Origin of the sequence: Klebsiella sp. CN_Kp075, from assembly GCF_040065055.2 — a bacterium.
In the GTDB taxonomy this organism is placed as follows: Bacteria; Pseudomonadota; Gammaproteobacteria; order Enterobacterales; family Enterobacteriaceae; genus Klebsiella; species Klebsiella aerogenes.
This window is the reverse complement of sequence record NZ_CM198050.1, coordinates 735,713-756,535: the sequence shown is the minus strand read 5'-3', so window position 1 is coordinate 756,535 and position 20,823 is coordinate 735,713. Positions and strand designations below refer to the sequence as shown.

Below are 20,823 nucleotides of genomic sequence, written 5' to 3'. Positions count from 1 at the left end.
AATGAGCGCACCTTCGCATCTCAATGCCCAGCCGCTGGTCTGGGGACATGGCCCACGGACTTTTGAAGTATTCCTCGAACCAACCTGTCCGTTTTCCGTTCGCGCCTTCAACAAACTCGATGAATTGCTGGATGAAGTCGGCGCCGAGAACGTCACGATTAAGATTCGCCTGCAGTCCCAGCCGTGGCATCTGTTTTCCGGGGTAATCGTGCGCTGCGTGCTGGCCGCCTCCACCCTGCCGCACGGCAGAGAGCAGGCGCACAAAGTCCTGCAGGCGGTCGCCGATCATCGTGAAGAGTTTGAATTCACCGACCACTGCAGCGGGCCGAATATGAATACCACTCCGCAGCAAATTATCGAGCGCCTTGAGCGCTATAGCCACGTGTCGCTGGCGGCGGCATTTGCCCGCCCTGAGCTGCAAAACGAAATCAAATGGCACAGTAAATACGCCCGCCAGAACGGCATCCATGTGTCGCCGACGTTTATGGTCAACGGCCTGGTGCAGCCCGATCTCGGCAGCGGCGATGACGTCAGCGTGTGGGCCGCGCGGATTATGGCCTGAGATTAGCTGCTAGACTTTTTTGTACACCTTACTAAAGAGGCAGGTCAGTATGTCCGACAATCAATACCAACCACCGAAAGTATGGGAATGGAAACAGAATAACGGCGGCGCGTTCGCCAATATCAACCGTCCGGTTTCCGGCGCGACGCATGAAAAAGTGCTGCCCGTTGGCAATCACCCGCTACAGCTCTATTCGCTGGGCACGCCGAACGGGCAGAAAGTGACTATCATGCTGGAAGAGCTGCTGGCGCTGGGCGTGGCTGGCGCTGAGTATGATGCCTGGCTGATTCGTATCGGCGAAGGCGATCAATTTTCCAGCGGCTTTGTCGAAGTGAACCCAAACTCGAAGATCCCGGCGCTGAGCGACCACTCCACCACTCCGCCGACCCGGGTATTTGAATCCGGCAGCATCCTGCTCTATCTGGCGGAAAAATTTGGTTTCTTCCTGCCGAAAGACCCGGCCGGGCGCACCGAAACGCTGAACTGGCTGTTCTGGCTACAGGGCGCAGCGCCGTTCCTCGGCGGCGGCTTTGGCCACTTCTATAACTATGCGCCGGTGAAAATCGAGTACGCCATCGACCGCTTTACCATGGAAGCGAAACGTCAGCTCGACGTGCTGGATAAGCAGCTGGCGCGCGGCCGCTTTGTGGCGGGGGAAGAGTACACCATCGCCGATATGGCGATCTGGCCGTGGTATGGCAACGTGGTGCTGGGCAACGTCTATAACGCCGCGGAATTCCTCGATGCCGGCAGTTACGTTAACGTGCTGCGCTGGGCGCAGGATGTGGGCAATCGCCCGGCGGTGAAGCGCGGGCGGATAGTTAACCGCACCAATGGCCCGCTCGACGAGCAGTTGCACGAGCGCCATGACGCCCGCGATTTCGACACGCAGACCGAAGACAAACGCCAGGCGTGATGCCCTTACCCGGCGGCGCGAAGCTGCCGGGTAAGTTGTCACATCAGTGTTTTACCTTGGTCAGGCGATCGAGATAGCCCATCACAAAGGCTGACAGCACAAATGTGAGATGGATAATGACGTACCACATCAGCTTGTTATCCGGCACGTTCTTCGCATCCATAAACACCCGCAGCAGATGAATGGAAGAGATAGCCACAATCGACGCCGCCACCTTGTTTTTCAGCGATGTCGCATCCATTTTGCCAAGCCAGTTGAGCTTCTCTTTACCTTCGTTAATATCCAGCGTCGAGACGAAGTTTTCATAACCAGAAAACATCACCATCACCAGCAGCCCGCCCACCAGCGTCATATCGACCAGCGAAAGCAGCGTCAGAATGAGATCCGACTCGCCGACGCTGAAGATATGCGGCAGGATGTGGAATATCTCCTGAAAAAATTTTATCGATAGCGCGATAAGCCCCAGCGAGAGGCCGAAATAAACCGGCGCCAGCAGCCAGCGCGAAGCATAAATAGCGTTTTCCAGAAAGCGTTCCATAAGATCCTGTCAGTTTGTAAAAATGGCGGCCATTATATCGCAGCTGGTCCATATCAAAACGGTGTGCAGGCGGCGGGGAAATAAAAAAGGCCAACGCAGTGTTGGCCTTTCGGGAGATATCCTGGGGGAAATTACTTCGCTTTGACGGTCTCTTCGCCCACCAGACCAATTTTCAGGTAACCGGCCTGATGCAGCGTATCCATCACTTTCATCATCGTCTCGTAGTCGACGGTTTTGTCGGCGCGGAAGAACACGGTGGTGTCTTTCTTACCCTGAGTCAGCGCGTCCAGCGAGGCAATCACGCTCTCTTCGGTCACCGGATCGTTGCCGAGGAACATCGATTTGTCGGCTTTCACCGACAGGTAAATCGGTTTTTCCGGACGCGGCTGCGGCTGACTGGATGAGGCAGGCAGATTGACTTTGACGTCCACGGTGGCCAGCGGCGCCGCCACCATGAAGATAATCAACAGCACCAACATGACGTCGATAAACGGCGTCACGTTAATGTCGTGCATTTCGCCGTTATCATCGAGGTTTTCGTTAAAATGCATCGCCATAGCGGATCAACCTACCCGTAATTTCTGCGCCGGACGCAGCGGCTGAGAACCACTGGCGTTCAGGTCAAGGTCACGGCTTTGCAGCAGCATAATCTGCGCGGCCACATCGCCGAGAGAGGCTTTGTAGCTGGCAATCATGCGGGCGAAAACGTTGTAGATAACCACCGCCGGGATCGCGGCAAACAGACCAATCGCCGTTGCCAGCAGCGCTTCAGCGATACCCGGCGCGACAACCGCGAGGTTAGTGGTCTGCGTTTGCGCGATACCGATAAAGCTATTCATGATGCCCCAGACGGTACCGAACAGGCCGACGAACGGAGAGATGGCGCCGATAGTCGCCAGATAACCGTTGCCGCGGCCCATATAGCGGCCAACCTGCGCCACGCGGCGCTCAAGGCGGAAACCGGTACGTTCTTTAATGCCTTCGTTGTCATCCACGCCTGCCGACAGTTCCAGCTCATTATTGGCTTCGTTAATCAGCTGAGTGGTCAGGCTTTTAGCATGGAATCCATTCGCGATAGTGTTAGCCTGATCGAGAGAACGCGCTTCGCTGAGCTGCTGCTGCTCACGCTTGAGGCGACGCTTGCTGGACAACATTTCGGCGCCCTTGCCGAAGAAGATAGCCCAGGTGACTACCGAAGCCAGAATCAAGCCAATCATCACAACCTTAACGACAATATCGGCGTGATGATACATACCCCAAACGGAGAGATCCGCCTGCATCAAATTATTACCCACACTGTTTCTCCAGGACGTCAATCACAAAAACTGAGCATAATAATATCAAAACGACATCGAATTGATAGTGGTTCTCATTAGTATTTACACTGTGCAGCAAATCACGTTTATTTTCTTTGCGCTTACGCAGTAAAAAAGCGGCTGACGCCGGTTTCGGGAAAATTTTTGCCTGTATCGTTTCCGGCCCGGTACACAAACCGGTATTCATGGTAGTTTAGACGTCCAGACGTATAAAAACAGGTTTCTATAACATGGCTGATAAACATCTTGATACCGCGCTGGTCAACGCCGGGCGCCGTAAAAAATATACTCAGGGTTCGGTGAATAGCGTTATCCAACGCGCCTCATCGCTGGTGTTTGATACCGTCGAGGCTAAAAAACACGCCACCCGTAACCGCGCCAAAGGCGAGCTGTTTTATGGCCGCCGCGGCACGTTGACCCACTTTTCGCTGCAGGAAGCCATGTGCGAACTGGAAGGCGGCGCCGGCTGCGCCCTCTTCCCCTGCGGCGCGGCCGCGGTCGCCAACACGATTCTGGCCTTCGTCGAACAGGGCGACCATGTGTTAATGACCAACACCGCCTATGAACCCAGCCAGGACTTTTGCACTAAGATCCTTGCGAAGCTCGGGGTGACGACCGGCTGGTTCGATCCGCTAATCGGCGCGGATATCGCCAACCTGATTCAACCCAATACTAAAGTCGTGTTTCTTGAATCCCCCGGTTCGATCACCATGGAAGTGCATGATGTGCCGGCCATCGTCGCCGCCGTGCGCCGCGTCGCGCCGGAAGCCATTATCATGATCGATAACACCTGGGCGGCAGGGGTACTGTTTAAAGCGCTCGATTTTGGTATCGATATCTCTATTCAGGCGGCAACGAAATATTTAATTGGCCACTCCGACGGGATGATCGGCACCGCGGTGGCCAACGCCCGCTGCTGGGAGCAATTATGTGAAAATGCCTATCTGATGGGCCAGATGGTCGATGCCGACACCGCCTACATGACCAGCCGCGGCTTGCGTACGCTTGGCGTCCGCCTGCGTCAGCATCATGAAAGCAGTCTACGCGTCGCCGAATGGCTGGCGCAGCACCCGCAGGTGGCGCGAGTCAATCATCCGGCGCTGCCGGGCAGCAAGGGCCACGAGTTCTGGAAGCGCGACTTCAGTGGCAGCAGCGGTCTGTTCTCTTTCGTCCTTAATAAACGTCTGACCGACGCCGAACTGTCAGCCTATCTGGACAACTTCAGCCTGTTCAGCATGGCCTACTCGTGGGGCGGGTTCGAATCACTGATCCTCGCCAACCAGCCGGAACATATCGCGGCCATCCGCCCCGGGGCGGAAGTGGATTTCAGCGGCACTCTTATTCGACTGCACATAGGTTTAGAAAATGTTGACGATCTGCTGGCGGATTTAGCGGCAGGTTTCGCGCGTATCGTGTAAAGTGACAGGAAGTGGCAACAAAAGCGGACGCTTTCAGAAAAGCGGCCGCTTTTGTTGCGCCCGGGATCAAGGTGCTCGGGCCGCTTCAGGAGTACACTAGTCGAAAAACGGTACCACTTAGGAAAGTCCATGGTTGTCATTCAAGAGATTGTCGCCGCGCTGTGGCAACATGATTTTGCCGCATTGGCAAACCCTCACGTTGTGGGTTTTGTATATCTGGTCATGTTCGCGACCCTGTTTCTGGAAAACGGGCTGCTGCCGGCTTCATTTTTACCGGGCGATAGCCTGTTGCTGCTCGCTGGCGCGTTAATCGCCAAAGGCGTCATGGATTTTGTCCCCACTCTCGCCATTCTGACCGCCGCCGCCAGCCTCGGCTGCTGGCTGAGCTATTTACAGGGGCGCTGGCTGGGTAATACCACTGTGGTTAAAGGCTGGCTGTCGCATTTGCCGCACAAATATCATCAGCGCGCCACCAACATGTTTGATAAACACGGCCTGCTGGCGCTGCTGGCCGGACGCTTTCTGGCGTTTGTCCGCACCCTGCTGCCAACCATGGCGGGTATTTCCGGCCTGCCGAATCGTCGTTTCCAGTTCTTTAACTGGCTCAGCGGTCTGCTGTGGGTTGGCGTCGTCACCGGTCTCGGCTATGCGCTGAGCATGATCCCGTTCGTGAAAAACCACGAAGACCAGGTCATGACCTGCCTGATGATTTTACCGATCGCCCTGCTGGTAACCGGCCTCGTTGGTACGGTTATCGTCGTTATCAAGAAGAAATACTGCAGCGCCTGATTCACTCGCGCCGGATGGTCTCAAAATCCCCGGTAGCGCTGGCGCTTACCGGGGCTACAGGCGCCGCATCCTTATCAAATCCCCTGCATCGTGCGAATACGCGCGGCATCTTCACCCGGTGTAATACCAAAATAGCGTTTAAACTCACGGCTAAACTGCGAGGCGCTTTCATAGCCGACGCGCATCGCCGCCGCGCTGGCTTTCATGCCGTCATGAATCATCAGCATTCTGGCCTTATGCAGGCGATAGGTCTTCAAATACTGCAGCGGCGAGGTGCTGGTAACCGATTTAAAGTTATGGTGAAACGCCGAGACGCTCATATTCGCTTCCGCCGCCAGCTGGTCGACGCTGAGGTTTTCGGTGTACTGGCTTTCAATGCGCTTCAGGACGCGGCTAATCAGGCTAAAGTGCGTCTGCCGGCTCACCAGCGCCAGCAGCGCCCCGCCGCAGGGGCCAATCAGGACGTGATAAAGGATCTCGCGGATAATCTGTTTGCCGAGAATGCGCGCGTCCAGCGGTCGCTCCATCACGTCTAACAGGCGTTCCGCCGCACAGAGGATCTCTTCTGATAGCACCGCCGAGTTGATCCCGCTGGAAGCGACCGACGGCTGAAAAAGCTCATCTTCGCCGATATCCATCAGCAGCTCCTGCAACTGCAAAATATCGACATTCAACCGCATTCCCGCCAGCGGCACTTCCGGAGTCGCGAAGGTTTCGCATTCGAACGGTAGCGGGACGGTTAACAGTAAGTATTCGTTGGTGTCATAACGGAAGGTTCGTTCATTGATATAGCCAATTTTATGGCCGGAAAAGAGAAAAACGATCCCCGGCTGGTACATCACCGGCGTACGGGTGCCCGGCTGTGTCCCGTACAGCAGACGGATATCCGGCAGCAGATCACTTAGCATTTCTTGCTTATCTTTCAGTTTGTTAACCTTGTCTGTTAATAGCTGGCATATCTCGGCACGGTTCATTTTCGCTGCTTCTCCGACGATTTTTCTACGTCCTTATTGTGCGTAGTTTCCTTCCTTTTCTCCAGCCAAATGGAGAAATGGGCAAGACAATGGCAGGAATGTGCATTGAGAGGAAACGGGCGCAGGAACACAATAGCCGCCATCGGGCAGAGAGTCGTCCTTTCTGCCGGGAGTTTCATCTTTATGAGGGCACCAGCCATGAATAACTTCAATTTACATACCCCAACCCGCATTCTGTTCGGCAAAGGCGCCATCGCCGACCTGCGCGAACAAATCCCAGCCGGCGCTCGCGTGCTGGTGACTTACGGCGGCGGTAGCGTGAAGAAAACCGGCGTACTGGATCAGGTACTGAGCGCGCTGGCTGGCTTTGACGTGCTGGAATTCGGCGGGATTGAGCCAAACCCGTCTTACGAAACGCTGATGAACGCGGTAAAACTCGCCCGCGAAGAGAAAGTGACCTTCCTGCTGGCGGTTGGCGGCGGTTCGGTGCTTGATGGCACCAAGTTTATCGCCGCGGCCGCGCACTATGACGCGAATATCGATCCGTGGGAAATTCTGGAAACCTACGGCAGCAAGATTACTCGCGCCATTCCGATGGGCTCGGTATTGACCCTGCCGGCGACCGGTTCCGAATCAAACAAAGGCGCGGTTATCTCGCGTAAAACCACCGGCGATAAACGCGCGTTTATGTCCGAACACGTTCAGCCGGTCTTCGCAATCCTCGATCCGGTTTACACCTACACCCTGCCGCCGCGCCAGGTCGCTAACGGCGTCGTTGACGCTTTCGTCCATACCGTTGAGCAGTACGTGACCTATCCGGTAAACGGCAAAATTCAGGACCGTTTCGCCGAAGGCATTCTGCTGACGCTGGTGGAAGATGGCCCGAAAGCGCTGCAGGAGCCGGAGAACTACGACGTGCGCGCCAACATTATGTGGGCGGCGACGCAGGCATTGAACGGTCTCATCGGCGCAGGCGTCCCTCAGGACTGGGCGACCCACATGCTCGGCCACGAACTGACGGCGATGCACGGCCTGGATCACGCTCAGACGCTGGCTATCGTGCTGCCGGCGCTGTGGAATGAGAAACGCGATACCAAGCGCGCTAAGCTGCTGCAGTACGCCGAGCGCGTGTGGAATATTACCGAAGGTTCCGAAGAACAACGTATCGATGCCGCTATCGCCGCAACCCGTCGTTTCTTCGAGCAGATGGGCGTGCCGACTCGCCTTTCCGATTACGGTCTTGACGGTAGCTCCATCCCGGCGCTGCTGGCGAAACTGGAAGAACACGGCATGACTAAGCTTGGCGAAAATCAGGATATCACTCTGGACGTCAGCCGCCGTATTTACGAGGCTGCCCGCTAAGTTATCCCCGCCTGATTCACCTCTCCTTACGTTAAACAAACGTCCGGGAGAGGTGTTTTTACTACCGTTTTTAGCTATTTCGTCCAGACTTAATGCTACCCCTCGGCGGATTTTTAACGCTGAGTTCATTAACAGGAGGAAGGCATGACACATCCAACCGTTATTAAACTACACGACGGCAACCTGATGCCGCAGCTGGGTCTCGGCGTGTGGAAAGCAGGCAACGAGGAAGTCGTCTCCGCCATTCATAAGGCGCTGGAAGTCGGTTATCGTTCTTTTGACACCGCCGCCGCGTACCAAAATGAGGCTGGCGTCGGCAACGCGTTAAGCAGCGCGGGCGTCAATCGCGATGAGCTCTTCATCACCACCAAACTGTGGAATGACGATCAAAAACGGCCGCATGAAGCGCTAAAAGAGAGCCTCAGCAAGCTGAAACTGGACTATGTGGATCTCTATTTAATCCACTGGCCGGTGCCAGCGATAGGCCATTACGTCGAAGCCTGGCAGGCGCTGATCGAACTGCAGCAGCAGGGGCTGGCAAAAAGCATCGGGGTGTGTAATTTCCAGGTGCCGCATCTGCAAAAGCTGATCGATGAAACCGGCGTCGCTCCGGTGATCAACCAGATTGAGCTGCACCCGTTAATGCAGCAGCGCCAGCTGCACGCCTGGAACGCCACCCACAAAATCCAGACCGAATCCTGGAGCCCATTAGCGCAGGGCGGCAAGGGAGTTTTCGATCAGAAGATTATTCACCATCTGGCGGATAAATATGGCAAAACGCCGGCGCAAATCGTCATTCGCTGGCATCTCGACAGCGGACTGGTGGTGATCCCGAAATCCGTCACGCCATCGCGTATTGCGGAAAACTTTGACGTCTGGGACTTCCGTCTCGACAAAGACGAACTCAGTGAAATCGCTAAGCTGGACCAGGGCAAACGTCTCGGCCCCGACCCGGATCAGTTCGGCGGGTAATCCCCTTCACTTTTGCCTTTAGCGCCGCGCGGCGCTAAAGGCTTTCGCAAATTAAATGGATATCCTCAGGCTCCAGCGCAAATAGCTCCGGGTCGGGCTCATCAATTAAACGACAGCCCTGGGAAAGATAAAAATCAACGGTACTTTTGTTAGGGATGGACGAAATATACAGGCCGGACGCGTCAAGGGCAGGAAGCTGTTGCAGCGCATAATCAAACAGACGTCGCCCCCATCCCTGACCGCGCTGCGCCGCGCCCACATAAAAGAATAGCAGTTGGCGTAGATCGCCATTTTTACCCCGTGGCAAGGTATCAATCGCCGCCGCGGCAATGATTTTATCCTGCTCGAAAAAGGCGAAAAAAATACCGCCGCGATCGTAGCAGGCCTCGTGAATAGGCGTATAAATCTGGCGATCGTGAGGATCCCAACCTCGCACATCATAATATTGCGGGTACGCCTGAAGCCGGCCATTATCGAGCTTATAAAGGGTGTCGATAATTTCACTGCGATCTATCTCCCACAACATTTCCAATTGTTGTCGCGACAGGATTACCGGCGTCATTATCGTTCTCTCTCCTTATATGACAGGTTTTCCCCCGGCGATCGCAACCGCCGGGGAAGCGTCTTAGCGGGACGCTGTCTTCGGCTTAATACGCTTTTTCGCCCCCGGAGCGGCCGGCGTCTGGCGCTGATGCGCAACCGGCGTATGCTTGGTCAGCGCCGGGCGGGTATGACGGTTCTGGCGACGCGCTTCACGCATCTCGTCCAGCGTCGGCGCCGGTACCAGGCAGTCACGGCGTGAACCAATCAGATGCTTTTTACCCATCGCCTCCAGCGCCTGACGGATCAGCGGCCAGTTTGCCGGATCGTGATAGCGCAGCAGCGCTTTATGCAGACGGCGCTGTTTATCGCCCTTCGGCACCACCACGTCCTCGCTCTTATAGCCGATTTTACCCAGCGGGTTCTTGCCGGTGTAATACATGGTGGTTGAGTTCGCCAGCGGCGACGGATAGAAGTTCTGTACCTGGTCGAGACGGAAGCGATGACGCTTCAGCCACAGCGCCAGGTTCACCATATCTTCATCGCGCGTCCCGGGGTGGGCGGAAATAAAGTACGGGATAAGGTACTGTTCTTTACCCGCCTGCTTCGAATAGGTATCAAACAGCTCTTTAAAGCGGTCGTAGCTGCCCATGCCCGGCTTCATCATCTTCGACAGCGGCCCCTCTTCGGTATGCTCCGGAGCGATCTTCAGGTAGCCGCCGACGTGGTGGGTCGCCAGTTCTTTGATATAGCGCGGATCCTCTACGGCGATGTCGTAACGCACACCCGATGCGATAAGGATTTTCTTGATGCCTTTCAGGTCGCGGGCGCGACGGTACAGATTGATCGTCGGCTCATGGTTGGTGTCCATGTGCGGGCAGATATCCGGATAGACGCACGACAGACGACGGCAGGTCTGCTCGGCGCGCGGCGATTTACAGCGCAGCATATACATATTGGCGGTTGGGCCGCCAAGATCGGAAATAATGCCGGTAAAGCCGGGAACCGTGTCGCGAATCGCTTCGATTTCATTAATGATCGAATCCTCGGAGCGGCTCTGGATGATGCGCCCTTCGTGTTCGGTGATCGAGCAGAAAGAACAGCCGCCGAAACAACCGCGCATGATGTTAATGGAGAAGCGAATCATCTCGTAGGCCGGGATACGCGCATCGCCATAAGAAGGATGCGGCACACGCTTGTACGGCAGCGCAAAGACGCTGTCCATCTCTTCAGTCGACAGCGGGATCGCCGGCGGGTTAACCCAGATATAACGCTCGCCGTGCTTTTGCATCAGCGCGCGGGCGCAGCCTGGGTTGGTTTCATGGTGCAGAATGCGCGACGCGTGAGCGTACAGCACTTTGTCGCCTTTGACCTTCTCAAAGGAAGGCAGCAACACGTAGGTTTTTTCCCACGGTTTTGGCCGCGGCGGCTGCACGACAACGGCTTTGGCCTCGGCTTTTTTCGGCGCCACCGGTTTGTTGTCTGCGCACGGCAGGTCTTCACCGTACGGATGCGGAATCGGGTCGATTTTGCCCGGCGTATCCAGGCGCGTGGAGTCAACGCCGCTCCAGCCCGGCAGCGCCTCTTTTACCATGATCGCGGTATTACGCACATCGCGAATATCGCCGATGTCCTCGCCCATCGCCAGACGATGCGCCACTTCAACCAGCGGGCGCTCGCCGTTGCCGAACATCAGCATATCGGCTTTCGAATCCACCAGCACCGAGCGGCGCACGGTATCGGACCAATAATCGTAGTGCGCGGTACGGCGCAGGCTGGCCTCAATACCGCCGAGGATCACCGGCACGTCTTTCCATGCCTCTTTACAGCGCTGGGTATAAACCAGCGTCGCGCGGTCCGGGCGCTTACCCGCGACGTTGCCGGCGGTATAGGCGTCGTCATGGCGCAACTTACGGTCGGCGGTATAGCGGTTGATCATTGAGTCCATATTGCCCGCGGTCACGCCGAAGAACAGATTCGGCTTACCCAGGCGCATGAAGTCTTCTTTGCTGTTCCAGTCCGGCTGGGAGATGATCCCTACGCGGAAGCCCTGCGCTTCCAGCATACGGCCGCAGATAGCCATGCCGAAGCTTGGATGGTCGACGTAGGCGTCGCCGGTCACCAGAATAATGTCGCAGCTATCCCAGCCAAGTTGATCCATCTCTTCACGCGACATTGGTAAAAATGGCGCAGGGCCAAAACAGGCAGCCCAGTATTGCGGCCAGGAAAATAGGTCACGATCCGGCTGGATCAGGGATATTGCGCTCATATTGCTTCCGGGGAAAATGATAAAAAAATAACCAAAAGGGCGTGGATTATAAGCCGGAATGATAGTGGAAATGAAGGAGGATTTTCTCAAACCCTGACCGTGTTGCGGCCAGGGTTGCGGATATTACGGCGCCGGATTCACCAGAATCTGGCCAATCGAGCCGCGGTCGGCGAGTTCCAGCGTCTGGCTCAGGTACTGGAACGGGAAGTGCGGCCAGGAAGGCTGATTGTAATACACCAGCAGTTCTACCTGCCCGTCGATCCATACGGTATCTTTCCAGCCTCGGTCTTCCGGGAACGGCATCGTTCCATTAACGTTACGGATCTGGAACATCACGCCTTCAATATGGAACGACTGCGGGCGGTCGGCGCGAACGGTCCAGCGCTCCCACGTTCCCTGCTGGGCGGTGATATCAATACGCTGCGGATCCCACAGTTGGCCATTGATGCCGGGGTCGTCGCCGAGCGTAATATCGCGGCTGCGCAGCGGCGTGCCGGAGAGCAGCTCGGTCGGCAGCAGCCGCACCGGCAGGCTATCGGTAACCAGCGGCAGCAGGCCGGTCGGACGCAGCGTCAGCACCAGCGTGGAGATCAAAATGCTCGACGGCTCGAAGAAACCGCGGATACGGTCGACGATGCTCGCCGCTTCGCCGCAGGTAATCGACACTTCATCGCCGTTGGTCATATCCACCAGAATTTCTCGCCGCTCGCCGGGGGCCAGCGACAATTGCTTAAGTGAGACCGGCGCCGGCAGGAAGCCCTGATCGCCTGAGATAACGTGCAGCAGACGACCATCGCTCATCTGCAACTGATAGCGGCGCGAGTTAGACGCATTCAGCAAACGCAGTCGTACCCAGCCGCGAGAGACTTCGACATACGGCCCCTGCGCGCCGTTGACCAACAGGGTATCGCCAACGAAGCCGCCGCTGCCCGGTTCGCTATATTCCGGGGTGCCGAAGTTATCCAGCCGCTTATCCTGAATAATCACCGGGAAGTCATCAACGCCGTAGTGGTTTGGGATCGGCAGGTTTTTGCTGACCTCGTCTTCCACCAGCCACATTCCCGCCAGACCGTTGTAAACCTGTTTCGCCATCCGGTTCGGGGTATTCGCCTGATACCACAGCGTGGCCGCGCCCTGGCGGATCGGCAGCACCGGCGCCCAATCCGCATTCGGCGACATCATGCGCGCCGCGCCGCCAATCAGCGGCCCCGGCACCTGCAGGCCGCGAATCGTCATGGCGACGTTTTCGGTCAGGCGGTTACTGTAGATAAGTTTGACGTCATCGCCATTCCAGACGCGAATGGTCGGCCCGAGGTAGCGGCCATTGATGCCCCATACCGGCGCGCGCGTGCCCTGGGTGAATGACCAGTGGGAACGTTGCAGGGTCAGAAACAGCGGCTGACCGCGACGGGATTCCAGCAGAGGCGGTATGGGGAGCGCCGGCTGCTGGCCGGCGGCATGAGCCTTCAGCGGCGCGGCGCCCGCGCACAGCGCTACACCTGAAGCCTTAATAAACTGACGCCGACTGAGTGACATATTAACTCCATGAAATACTGACAATGCAAAAAGGGAATTCGTTTCCCGCCAGCAATACGCTCGCGTTCGCGGCGTTTCCTGTATTATTTCTTTCCAGCCGCTTCGCGCTCGGCCACTTCTTTATCCAGCTCGGCGATTTTAGCGGACATCAGCTCGCGGCAGTGTGTCGCCAGCGCGCGCACGTTATCTTTACCAAACTGGCTGGTATCGACCGGCGGCAGCATCTCGACAATCACCAGACCGTTGTTCCAGCGATTGAGTTTAATTTTGTTCGATGTATTCGACACGCATACTGGAATAATCGGCACGCCAGCGGCGATGGCCGCGTGGAACGCGCCGGTTTTAAAGGGCAGCAGACCGCGGCCGCGGCTGCGGGTTCCTTCCGGGAACATCCAGAACGAAATTTTACGCTTTTTAAACGCATTCACCACTTCAGCAATAGTGCCGTGCGCTTTGGTTCGGTTATTGCGATCAATCAGCAGGTTGCCCGTCAGCCAGTAAAGCTGGCCAAAGAACGGGATCCACAACAGGCTTTTTTTACCCACGGTAACCGTCGGCGGCTGCACGATGTTCGACGCTGTCACCATATCATAGTTGTTCTGGTGGTTAGCGATGTAGATCGCATTGCCGTAGCTTTCCGCGTCCGCAGGCTTACGCAGCTCGACTTTCAGGCCGAATACCGGGGACAGACGGCCAAACAGATGACCAAACGTCGCGACGTGCTTAGGGTTGCGCGGGCTGAACAAGCAGTAAAGACTGCCAAATATGCACACCACGATGCAATAAATGACAACAAAAATTAGTCGAAAAATAAATAACATAGCTTCCTCTGAAACCCAAACCGCTTAGCGTTATCCCTGTAGAATAACAGGTTCAGGACACCGCAGCCCTCTCAACGCGGGGCGGAAAATCTCCGCCCCTGGAGGACATGTTAATCGCAATGCCTGAATAAACAACGATTTTGCGGCAAATTTTCGCATCCTCCAGCCAGGTGAAGGATGCGGGTCTTACTCTTCGCTGTCGCCAGCCGAGGCGCGGCGCGGGGAGTCGATCTCCACGCGGTCGATTTTTTGCAGGCCGCGCATCAGCGAACCGCGACGACCGCGCTCGCCGGTGACTTTTTGCAGCTCTTCCGGACGCAGTTTGATCTTACGCTTGCCGACGTGGATAGTCAGCGTGCTCTGCGGCGGCAGGACAAACAGATGCGCCAGACCATCCTGGCCGGAGGCAGCTTCCGCAGATGGAATGTTGATAATCTTGTTGCCTTTGCCTTTCGACAGCTGCGGCAGGTCGCTCACCGGGAACATCAGCATGCGCCCGGCGTTGGTGATCGCCAACAGCATATCGGCATCGTCTTCAATGACCAGCGGCGGCATGACATGCGCGTTCTCCGGCAGCGTAATCAGCGCTTTACCGGCGCGGTTGCGCGCCACCAGGTCGTTGAAGGTACAGACGAAACCGTAGCCGGCATCGGAAGCCATCAGCAGCTTCTGATCGTCTGCCTCCATCAGCATATGTTCTACGCTCGCGCCCGGCGGCAGCGTCACTTTACCGGTGACCGGTTCGCCCTGGCCGCGGGCGGAAGGCAGCGTAATCGGGTCAATGGCATAGCTGCGCCCGGTGGTATCAATGAATACCACCGGCTGGTTGCTCTTGCCTTTCACCGACGCTTTCCAGCCATCGCCGGCTTTGTAGCTCAGCCCCTGCGCATCGATATCGTGACCTTTGGCGCTACGCACCCAGCCCATCTGCGACAGAACGATAGTGACCGGCTCGGACGGCAGCATATCGTGCTCGCTCATCGCCTTCGCTTCTTCGCGCTCGCGCAGCGGCGAACGGCGATCGTCGCCGAAGGTATCGGCATCGGCCTGCAGCTCTTTCTTCAGCAGGTTATTCATCTTGCGCTCAGACGCCAGAATCGCCTGCAGCTGATCGCGCTCTTTTTCCAGCTCGCTCTGCTCGCCGCGGATCTTCATCTCTTCCAGCCTGGCGAGATGACGCAGTTTTAATTCCAGAATCGCTTCCGCCTGGGTTTCGCTGATGCCGAAGCGGGCAATCAGCGCCGGCTTCGGTTCATCTTCGTGGCGGATTATCTCAATCACTTCATCAATGTTGAGGAACGCGACCAGCAAACCTTCGAGGATGTGCAGGCGCTTGAGGACTTTTTCCAGACGGTAGTTCAGGCGGTTACGCACGGTATCACGACGGAAGGTCAACCACTCCGTCAGGATTTCAAGCAGGTTTTTCACCGCCGGACGGTTGTCCAGGCCGATCATGTTGAGGTTGATGCGGTAGCTCTTTTCCAGATCGGTGGTGGCGAACAGGTGGTTCATCACCTGCTCCATATCCACTCGGTTGGAACGCGGCACGATCACCAGACGGGTCGGGTTTTCATGATCCGACTCATCACGCAGGTCATCAACCATCGGCAGCTTTTTGTTACGCATCTGCGCGGCGATCTGCTCCAGCACGCGCGCGCCGGACACCTGATGCGGCAGCGCGCTAATCACCACCGCGCCGTCTTCTTTCGCCCACACGGCGCGCATGCGCACCGAACCACGGCCGTTCTGATAGATTTTGCGAATTTCCGCGCGCGGGGTAATGATTTCCGCTTCGGTCGGGTAGTCCGGCCCCTGCACGATATCCAGCAGCTCATCGAGGGTGGTTTTCGGTTTTTCCAGCAGCGTAATCGCCGCCTGCGCCACTTCACGCAGGTTGTGCGGCGGGATATCGGTCGCCATACCAACGGCGATGCCGGTGGTGCCGTTCAGCAGAATGTTCGGCAGACGCGCAGGCAGCATTTTCGGCTCCTGCAGCGTACCGTCAAAGTTCGGTACCCAATCGACGGTGCCCTGGCCGAGCTCGCTGAGCAGCAGCTCGGCGTATTTCGACAGACGGGATTCGGTGTAACGCATCGCCGCGAAGGATTTCGGATCGTCCGGCGCCCCCCAGTTCCCCTGCCCGTCCACCAGCGGATAGCGGTAAGAGAAAGGTTGCGCCATCAGCACCATCGCTTCATAGCAGGCGCTGTCGCCGTGCGGGTGGTATTTACCCAGTACGTCGCCGACGGTGCGGGCGGATTTTTTGAACTTGGCGCTGGCGTTCAGGCCCAGCTCGGACATTGCATAGACAATGCGGCGCTGAACCGGCTTTAAGCCATCGCCAATAAACGGCAATGCCCTGTCCATGATGACGTACATGGAGTAGTTCAGGTAGGCATTTTCCGTGAATTCATGTAGCGCGAGGCGCTCTGCCATATCGCTCATTAATCGTGGATCCTCAATCTGGGACGCGGCCATTGCGGCGGCAAAACTACCCGCGATAATACCCGATCTCACGCCCTGAGTCACAGGAAGTGAGATCGGTTAAAGAGGATGAGAATATCAATCAGGCTAGCGGCAAATAAATATCGGTGCGGAGTTCATGCTCGCCAACTTCATGCACAAAATTGAGGTAGCGGAAGAACACCGGAAAATCCCTTAGCGTCTCCCCGGAGGCGGGCAGCCAGTCGCGATAGAGAAACCAGACGCTTTGCGCCAGCGTGTCCAGCGAACCGTGATGGCGGGCCACTGCGCAACGGCCTGCCGGGATCTCGCCGTTAATCACGCCAAACGCGTTTTCGCTAATCGGTTGCTCAACGGTGCCGCAGATATCAAAACGAAACGCGTCGCCTGGCGTTGTTTGCGGATCGTCCCAGGCAATGCCCCAGGTTTCGCTGGTGGCGACTGGCGACAGCCCGCTCGTTTTGCGCCATGCGATAAAACGCGCGGCGGTGGCGTTGACCAGGTCCGGGCTCCCGCGATGTTGCAATACAGCGATCCTTGTGGCTGGAAATTGAATAATGTTGACGTCCATCGAAGTTTGCTCCTGTAGCGTATGTTTCGGTACGCGCCGATGCCACTCGCCCCAATCCGGTCGCTGACGGAACTGAGTCGGGCTTTGATCAAACGCGGTACGGAAGGCGCGACTGAACGACTCCGAATTTTGAAATCCGGCATCAAAGGCAATATCGATGATTTTATCCTGCGGGTTGAAGGCCAGGCGCCAACAGGCGCGCCGCAGGCGTAACCACTGAATATACCGGTACAGCGGAACGCCGGTATACGCGCTAAATTGCCGGTGAAAATGGTAAGGCGAGCTATACGCAATCGCGCTCAGCGCCTCCAGCGTTAGCGGCTCATCAAGATGGTTCTCAATGTACAAACAGACTCGCTGAAAACGCCCGACGTACGCCGGGCTGGCCTTAATATCGTTCATCGTCTCCTCCACGCGACACACTCTGCCAGAGCGAGGATAGCGATTCCTGACCGATCTTGCGCATTCTGGCGCGGGCGTTATGGCGTGATTTTACGGATCTGCTTCACGTCGATCTCGACCGAGTTCCAGTCTTTATCGACTTCACCCTGAATTTCTACCGTATCCTGCGGGCCGACGGTCACGCCGTTCCAGCGCTTGTGGTCGATATCGACGTTCACCACGCCGGAGGCGTCCTGGAATTTATACAGGTCATCAGAGATGCGCTCGACGATTTTACCGCGCAGGGTCACCCAGGTGTCATCACGCAGCGACTTGGCGTTCGCCACGGTGGTCACCGCGCCGCTCGGCCCGGTGAAGCCGCCGGCCTGCGAGGTGGTGGTAGTCGACGGCCCGGTGAAGCCACCCTGCCCGGCGGCCAGTACCGGCATGGAAACCAAAGCAATAATCGCGGTCATCGCAGCAATTTTTTTCATCTTATATTCTCCCTTTTGTGTTGGTATGGCTCCTATTACGCCTGACAAAACTTAACGACTTCTTAAGCGGAAAAAAGAAATTTTAATGCTGTACATCCCCTGCTTCAACGCGGTTTACTGCGCAAAGAAACGGGATCGGCGGAGGGAAACATGCGCATATTATTGGTAGAAGATGACAAACTGATCGGCGACGGCATCAAAGCCGGGCTGAGCAAAATGGGCTTCAGCATCGACTGGTTCACCGCAGGCCAGGAGGGTAAAAATGCCTTATATAGCGCCCCTTACGACGCCGCGATACTTGACCTTACCCTCCCCGGCATTGACGGCCTCGATATTCTGCGCGAATGGCGCGATAAAGGCCGTAATGAACCCGTGCTGATCCTCACCGCCCGCGACGCGCTGAGCCAGCGGGTTGAAGGGCTACAGCTCGGCGCCGATGACTATCTGTGTAAACCCTTCGCCCTGATTGAGGTGGCGGCGCGTCTCGAAGCGCTGATCCGCCGCGCTCACGGCCAGAGCAGCAGCGAGCTACGCCACGGCAAGGTGAGCCTCGATCCAAACCGCTTAACCGCCAGCCTCGATGGCGAAAGCCTTGCGCTGAAGCCGAAGGAGTTCGCCCTGCTGGAACTGCTTATGCGCAACGCCGGGCGCGTGTTGCCGCGTAAGCTTATCGAGGAAAAGCTCTATAACTGGGACGACGAGGTCTCCAGCAACGCCGTGGAAGTGCACGTTCACCATCTGCGCCGCAAACTCGGCAGCGGTTTTATCCGCACCGTGCACGGCATCGGCTATACCCTGGGTGACGCATGAAACGACTCGCCCGTTTAAGCCTGCGCCTGCGACTAACGCTGCTGTTTGTCCTGCTGACCAGCGCTGCCTGGGGGATCGCCTGCGTGATCGCCTGGCAGCAGACCAGCGAAAAACTGGATAAGCTGTTTGATACCCAACAACTGCTCTTCGCCCGCCGCCTGAGCGCGATGAATGTCGAGGAGCTACAGGCGCGACCGACGCAAATCCGCGAAAAGAAAAAAGTTAAACACGGCCATCTTGATGATGACGCGCTGGCCTTCGCTATCTTCACCCGCGACGGGAAAATGGTGCTCAACGATGGTGAAAACGGCGAAGATATTCAATGGGGATCGCAACGCGAAGGCTTCAGTGACGGCTATCTGCGCGGCGATGACGACGAATGGCGCTTCTTGTGGTTGACCACCGCCGATGGCCGACATCGTATCGCCGTCGGTCAGGAGTGGGATTATCGCCGGGAGATGGCGGTGGATATCGTCACCTCGCAGCTCACGCCGTGGCTGGTCGCGCTGCCGCTGATGTTCCTGTTACTCATTGTGCTATTAAGCCGCGAGCTGGCGCCGTTGAAGAAACTGGCTCGAACCCTGCGCCAGCGCGCGCCGGACTCGGCGGAACGTCTGTCGGACGACAAAATCCCTTCGGAAGTTCGCCCGCTGGTCGATGCCCTGAATCAGCTATTCAGCCGTACCCACGAAACCATGCTGCGCGAGCGCCGTTTTACCTCTGATGCCGCCCACGAGTTGCGCAGCCCGCTGGCCGCGCTGAAGGTGCAAACCGAAGTCGCCCAGCTTTCGATGGACGATCCCGAAGGCCGGGATAAAGCGTTGGCGCAATTACATCAGGGCATCGACCGCGCCACTCGGCTGGTCGATCAATTACTTACGCTGTCGCGTCTGGATTCCCTTGCCCAACTGGATGACGTGCAGCCGGTCGCCATCGACGACCTGCTGCAGTCGGCGGTGATGGAGATGTATCACCACGCCCAGCAGTCCGCCATTGAGCTACGCCTGCATCTGAATGCCAGCAATATCGTCCGTACCGGCCAGCCGCTGCTGCTCAGCCTGCTGGTACGCAATCTGCTGGATAATGCCGTGCGCTATAGCCCGCGCGGTAGCCGGGTGGATATCACGCTTTCCGCCCGCGAGTTCCGGGTTCGCGACAATGGTCCAGGCATTAGTCCGCAAGCCCTGGCGCGCATTGGCGAGCGTTTTTATCGCCCGCCGGGCCAGGACGCCCCCGGCAGCGGATTAGGCTTATCGATCGTTCGCCGCATCGCCTCGCTGCACGGTATGCGGGTTGATTTTGCTAACGCGCCGGACGGCGGCTTCGAGGCACGCGTTTACTGGTAGCCTCATTATTGCCAAAAATGCAAAAGACTTTGCACATTTTGCTCATTTTACTGCCCCGCTTCGCGGGGTAAAATTGCCGACAAATTTAATAGATTGAGGGCAAAAAATGAGCAACATCCTGATTATCAACGGGGCGAAAAAATTCGCTCACTCTAATGGCCAATTAAACGACACCCTGACCGAGGTCGCGGATGGTTATCTGCGCGACGTCGGGCATGATGTTAAAATCGTCCGCGCGGAAAGCGAGTACGATGTAAAAGAAGAAGTGCAGAATTTCCTGTGGGCCGATGTGGTTATCTGGCAGATGCCGGGCTGGTGGATGGGCGCGCCGTGGACCGTGAAAAAGTACATGGATGACGTCTTCACCGAAGGCCATGGTTCTCTGTACGCCAGCGATGGCCGTACCCGCTCCGATGACAGCAAAAAATATGGCTCCGGCGGGTTGATTCAGGGCAAACAGTATATGCTGTCGTTGACCTGGAACGCGCCGATGGAAGCTTTCACCGATAAAGATCAGTTCTTCCACGGCGTCGGCGTTGATGGCGTTTACCTGCCGTTCCACAAAGCCAATCAGTTCCTTGGCATGAGCGCGATGCCGACCTTTATCGCCAACGACGTGATTAAAATGCCTGACGTTCCACACGTCATCGCAGAATATCGCAAGCATCTGGCCGAGATTTTTGGTTAACTAGATGTCTACACTCGCTGTTATTCAAGTCACTAACCTTGAAGTATGGCGAGTTTA

The 20,823-nt window shown here is 56.8% G+C and carries 20 protein-coding genes; 9 read left to right on the top strand and 11 right to left on the bottom strand.

Going from position 1 to position 20,823, the window contains the following annotated elements:
- Position 1 precedes the first annotated feature (1 nt).
- Both ABLV78_RS03650 and yghU read left to right on the top strand, forming a co-directional pair.
- Positions 2-562, top strand: coding sequence for a DsbA family protein (locus ABLV78_RS03650; RefSeq protein ID WP_015703498.1), 561 nt, complete (start codon positions 2-4; stop codon positions 560-562).
- 49 nt (positions 563-611) lie between these two features.
- Complete coding sequence (gene yghU, locus ABLV78_RS03645) at positions 612-1,478, top strand: glutathione-dependent disulfide-bond oxidoreductase (RefSeq protein ID WP_047043015.1); 867 nt, start codon at positions 612-614, stop codon at positions 1,476-1,478.
- A 43-nt stretch (positions 1,479-1,521) separates the two neighbouring features.
- Here yghU and ABLV78_RS03640 read toward each other — a convergent pair whose 3' ends face one another.
- The 3 genes from ABLV78_RS03640 to exbB form a co-directional block, all read right to left on the bottom strand.
- The gene (locus tag ABLV78_RS03640) at positions 1,522-2,016 is read right to left on the bottom strand and encodes a TIGR00645 family protein (protein WP_032712529.1); all 495 of its coding nucleotides are present in this window, start codon (positions 2,014-2,016) and stop codon (positions 1,522-1,524) included.
- 131 nt (positions 2,017-2,147) lie between these two features.
- A complete protein-coding gene (gene exbD, locus ABLV78_RS03635; protein WP_015369671.1) occupies positions 2,148-2,573 on the bottom strand; it encodes a TonB system transport protein ExbD in 426 nt (141 codons plus the stop codon).
- A gap of 6 nt (positions 2,574-2,579) precedes the next feature.
- On the bottom strand, positions 2,580-3,311 hold the full coding sequence (gene exbB / locus ABLV78_RS03630; RefSeq protein WP_015369670.1) for a tol-pal system-associated acyl-CoA thioesterase: 732 nt from the start codon (positions 3,309-3,311) through the stop codon (positions 2,580-2,582).
- A gap of 251 nt (positions 3,312-3,562) precedes the next feature.
- Between exbB and metC the strand changes: the two genes are divergently transcribed.
- Positions 3,563-4,750, top strand: coding sequence for a cystathionine beta-lyase (gene metC / locus ABLV78_RS03625; RefSeq protein WP_047043019.1), 1,188 nt, complete (start codon positions 3,563-3,565; stop codon positions 4,748-4,750).
- Between the two features lie 129 nt (positions 4,751-4,879).
- On the top strand, positions 4,880-5,539 hold the full coding sequence (gene yghB, locus ABLV78_RS03620) for a DedA family general envelope maintenance protein YghB (protein ID WP_047043022.1): 660 nt from the start codon (positions 4,880-4,882) through the stop codon (positions 5,537-5,539).
- 74 nt (positions 5,540-5,613) lie between these two features.
- On the opposite strand, the gene ABLV78_RS03615 is transcribed toward yghB, so the two are convergent.
- Positions 5,614-6,513 carry an AraC family transcriptional regulator gene (locus ABLV78_RS03615; protein WP_045392143.1) on the bottom strand — a complete coding sequence of 300 codons (900 nt, stop codon included), beginning with the start codon at positions 6,511-6,513 and terminating at the stop codon, positions 5,614-5,616.
- A 198-nt stretch (positions 6,514-6,711) separates the two neighbouring features.
- Between ABLV78_RS03615 and yqhD the strand changes: the two genes are divergently transcribed.
- Positions 6,712-7,875, top strand: a complete 1,164-nt coding sequence (gene yqhD / locus ABLV78_RS03610; RefSeq protein WP_047043028.1) for an alcohol dehydrogenase — start codon at positions 6,712-6,714, stop codon at positions 7,873-7,875.
- Between the two features lie 144 nt (positions 7,876-8,019).
- Entirely contained in the window at positions 8,020-8,847 is an 828-nt protein-coding gene (gene dkgA / locus ABLV78_RS03605; protein WP_015369664.1) for a 2,5-didehydrogluconate reductase DkgA, read from the top strand.
- Positions 8,848-8,881: 34 nt separating this feature from the next.
- Here dkgA and ABLV78_RS03600 read toward each other — a convergent pair whose 3' ends face one another.
- The 7 genes from ABLV78_RS03600 to ABLV78_RS03570 form a co-directional block, all read right to left on the bottom strand.
- Positions 8,882-9,409 carry a GNAT family N-acetyltransferase gene (locus ABLV78_RS03600; protein WP_047043031.1) on the bottom strand — a complete coding sequence of 176 codons (528 nt, stop codon included), beginning with the start codon at positions 9,407-9,409 and terminating at the stop codon, positions 8,882-8,884.
- 63 nt (positions 9,410-9,472) lie between these two features.
- Positions 9,473-11,656, bottom strand: coding sequence for a YgiQ family radical SAM protein (locus ABLV78_RS03595; protein ID WP_047043034.1), 2,184 nt, complete (start codon positions 11,654-11,656; stop codon positions 9,473-9,475).
- Positions 11,657-11,779: 123 nt separating this feature from the next.
- On the bottom strand, positions 11,780-13,192 hold the full coding sequence (gene ftsP, locus ABLV78_RS03590; protein WP_045392156.1) for a cell division protein FtsP: 1,413 nt from the start codon (positions 13,190-13,192) through the stop codon (positions 11,780-11,782).
- 83 nt (positions 13,193-13,275) lie between these two features.
- A complete protein-coding gene (gene plsC / locus ABLV78_RS03585) occupies positions 13,276-14,013 on the bottom strand; it encodes a 1-acylglycerol-3-phosphate O-acyltransferase (protein ID WP_045377717.1) in 738 nt (245 codons plus the stop codon).
- Between the two features lie 186 nt (positions 14,014-14,199).
- Positions 14,200-16,458, bottom strand: coding sequence for a DNA topoisomerase IV subunit A (gene parC, locus ABLV78_RS03580; RefSeq protein WP_045392162.1), 2,259 nt, complete (start codon positions 16,456-16,458; stop codon positions 14,200-14,202).
- Positions 16,459-16,579: 121 nt separating this feature from the next.
- Positions 16,580-17,449 (bottom strand): AraC family transcriptional regulator, encoded by an 870-nt coding sequence (locus ABLV78_RS03575; RefSeq protein ID WP_047043037.1) that lies wholly within the window; start codon positions 17,447-17,449, stop codon positions 16,580-16,582.
- Between the two features lie 77 nt (positions 17,450-17,526).
- Entirely contained in the window at positions 17,527-17,922 is a 396-nt protein-coding gene (locus ABLV78_RS03570) for a YgiW/YdeI family stress tolerance OB fold protein (protein WP_015369658.1), read from the bottom strand.
- A 150-nt stretch (positions 17,923-18,072) separates the two neighbouring features.
- On the opposite strand from ABLV78_RS03570, the gene qseB reads away from it, so the two are divergent.
- From qseB to ABLV78_RS03555, 3 genes are all read left to right on the top strand, one after another.
- The gene (gene qseB / locus ABLV78_RS03565) at positions 18,073-18,732 is read left to right on the top strand and encodes a quorum sensing response regulator transcription factor QseB (protein ID WP_032712534.1); all 660 of its coding nucleotides are present in this window, start codon (positions 18,073-18,075) and stop codon (positions 18,730-18,732) included.
- Positions 18,729-20,078: a quorum sensing histidine kinase QseC gene (gene qseC / locus ABLV78_RS03560; protein WP_047043041.1), complete on the top strand. Its 1,350-nt coding sequence runs from the start codon at positions 18,729-18,731 to the stop codon at positions 20,076-20,078. The genes qseB and qseC overlap by 4 nt, the downstream gene beginning before the upstream one ends.
- A 106-nt stretch (positions 20,079-20,184) precedes the next feature.
- On the top strand, positions 20,185-20,766 hold the full coding sequence (locus ABLV78_RS03555) for an NAD(P)H-dependent oxidoreductase (RefSeq protein WP_020077910.1): 582 nt from the start codon (positions 20,185-20,187) through the stop codon (positions 20,764-20,766).
- Positions 20,767-20,823: the final 57 nt, after the last annotated feature.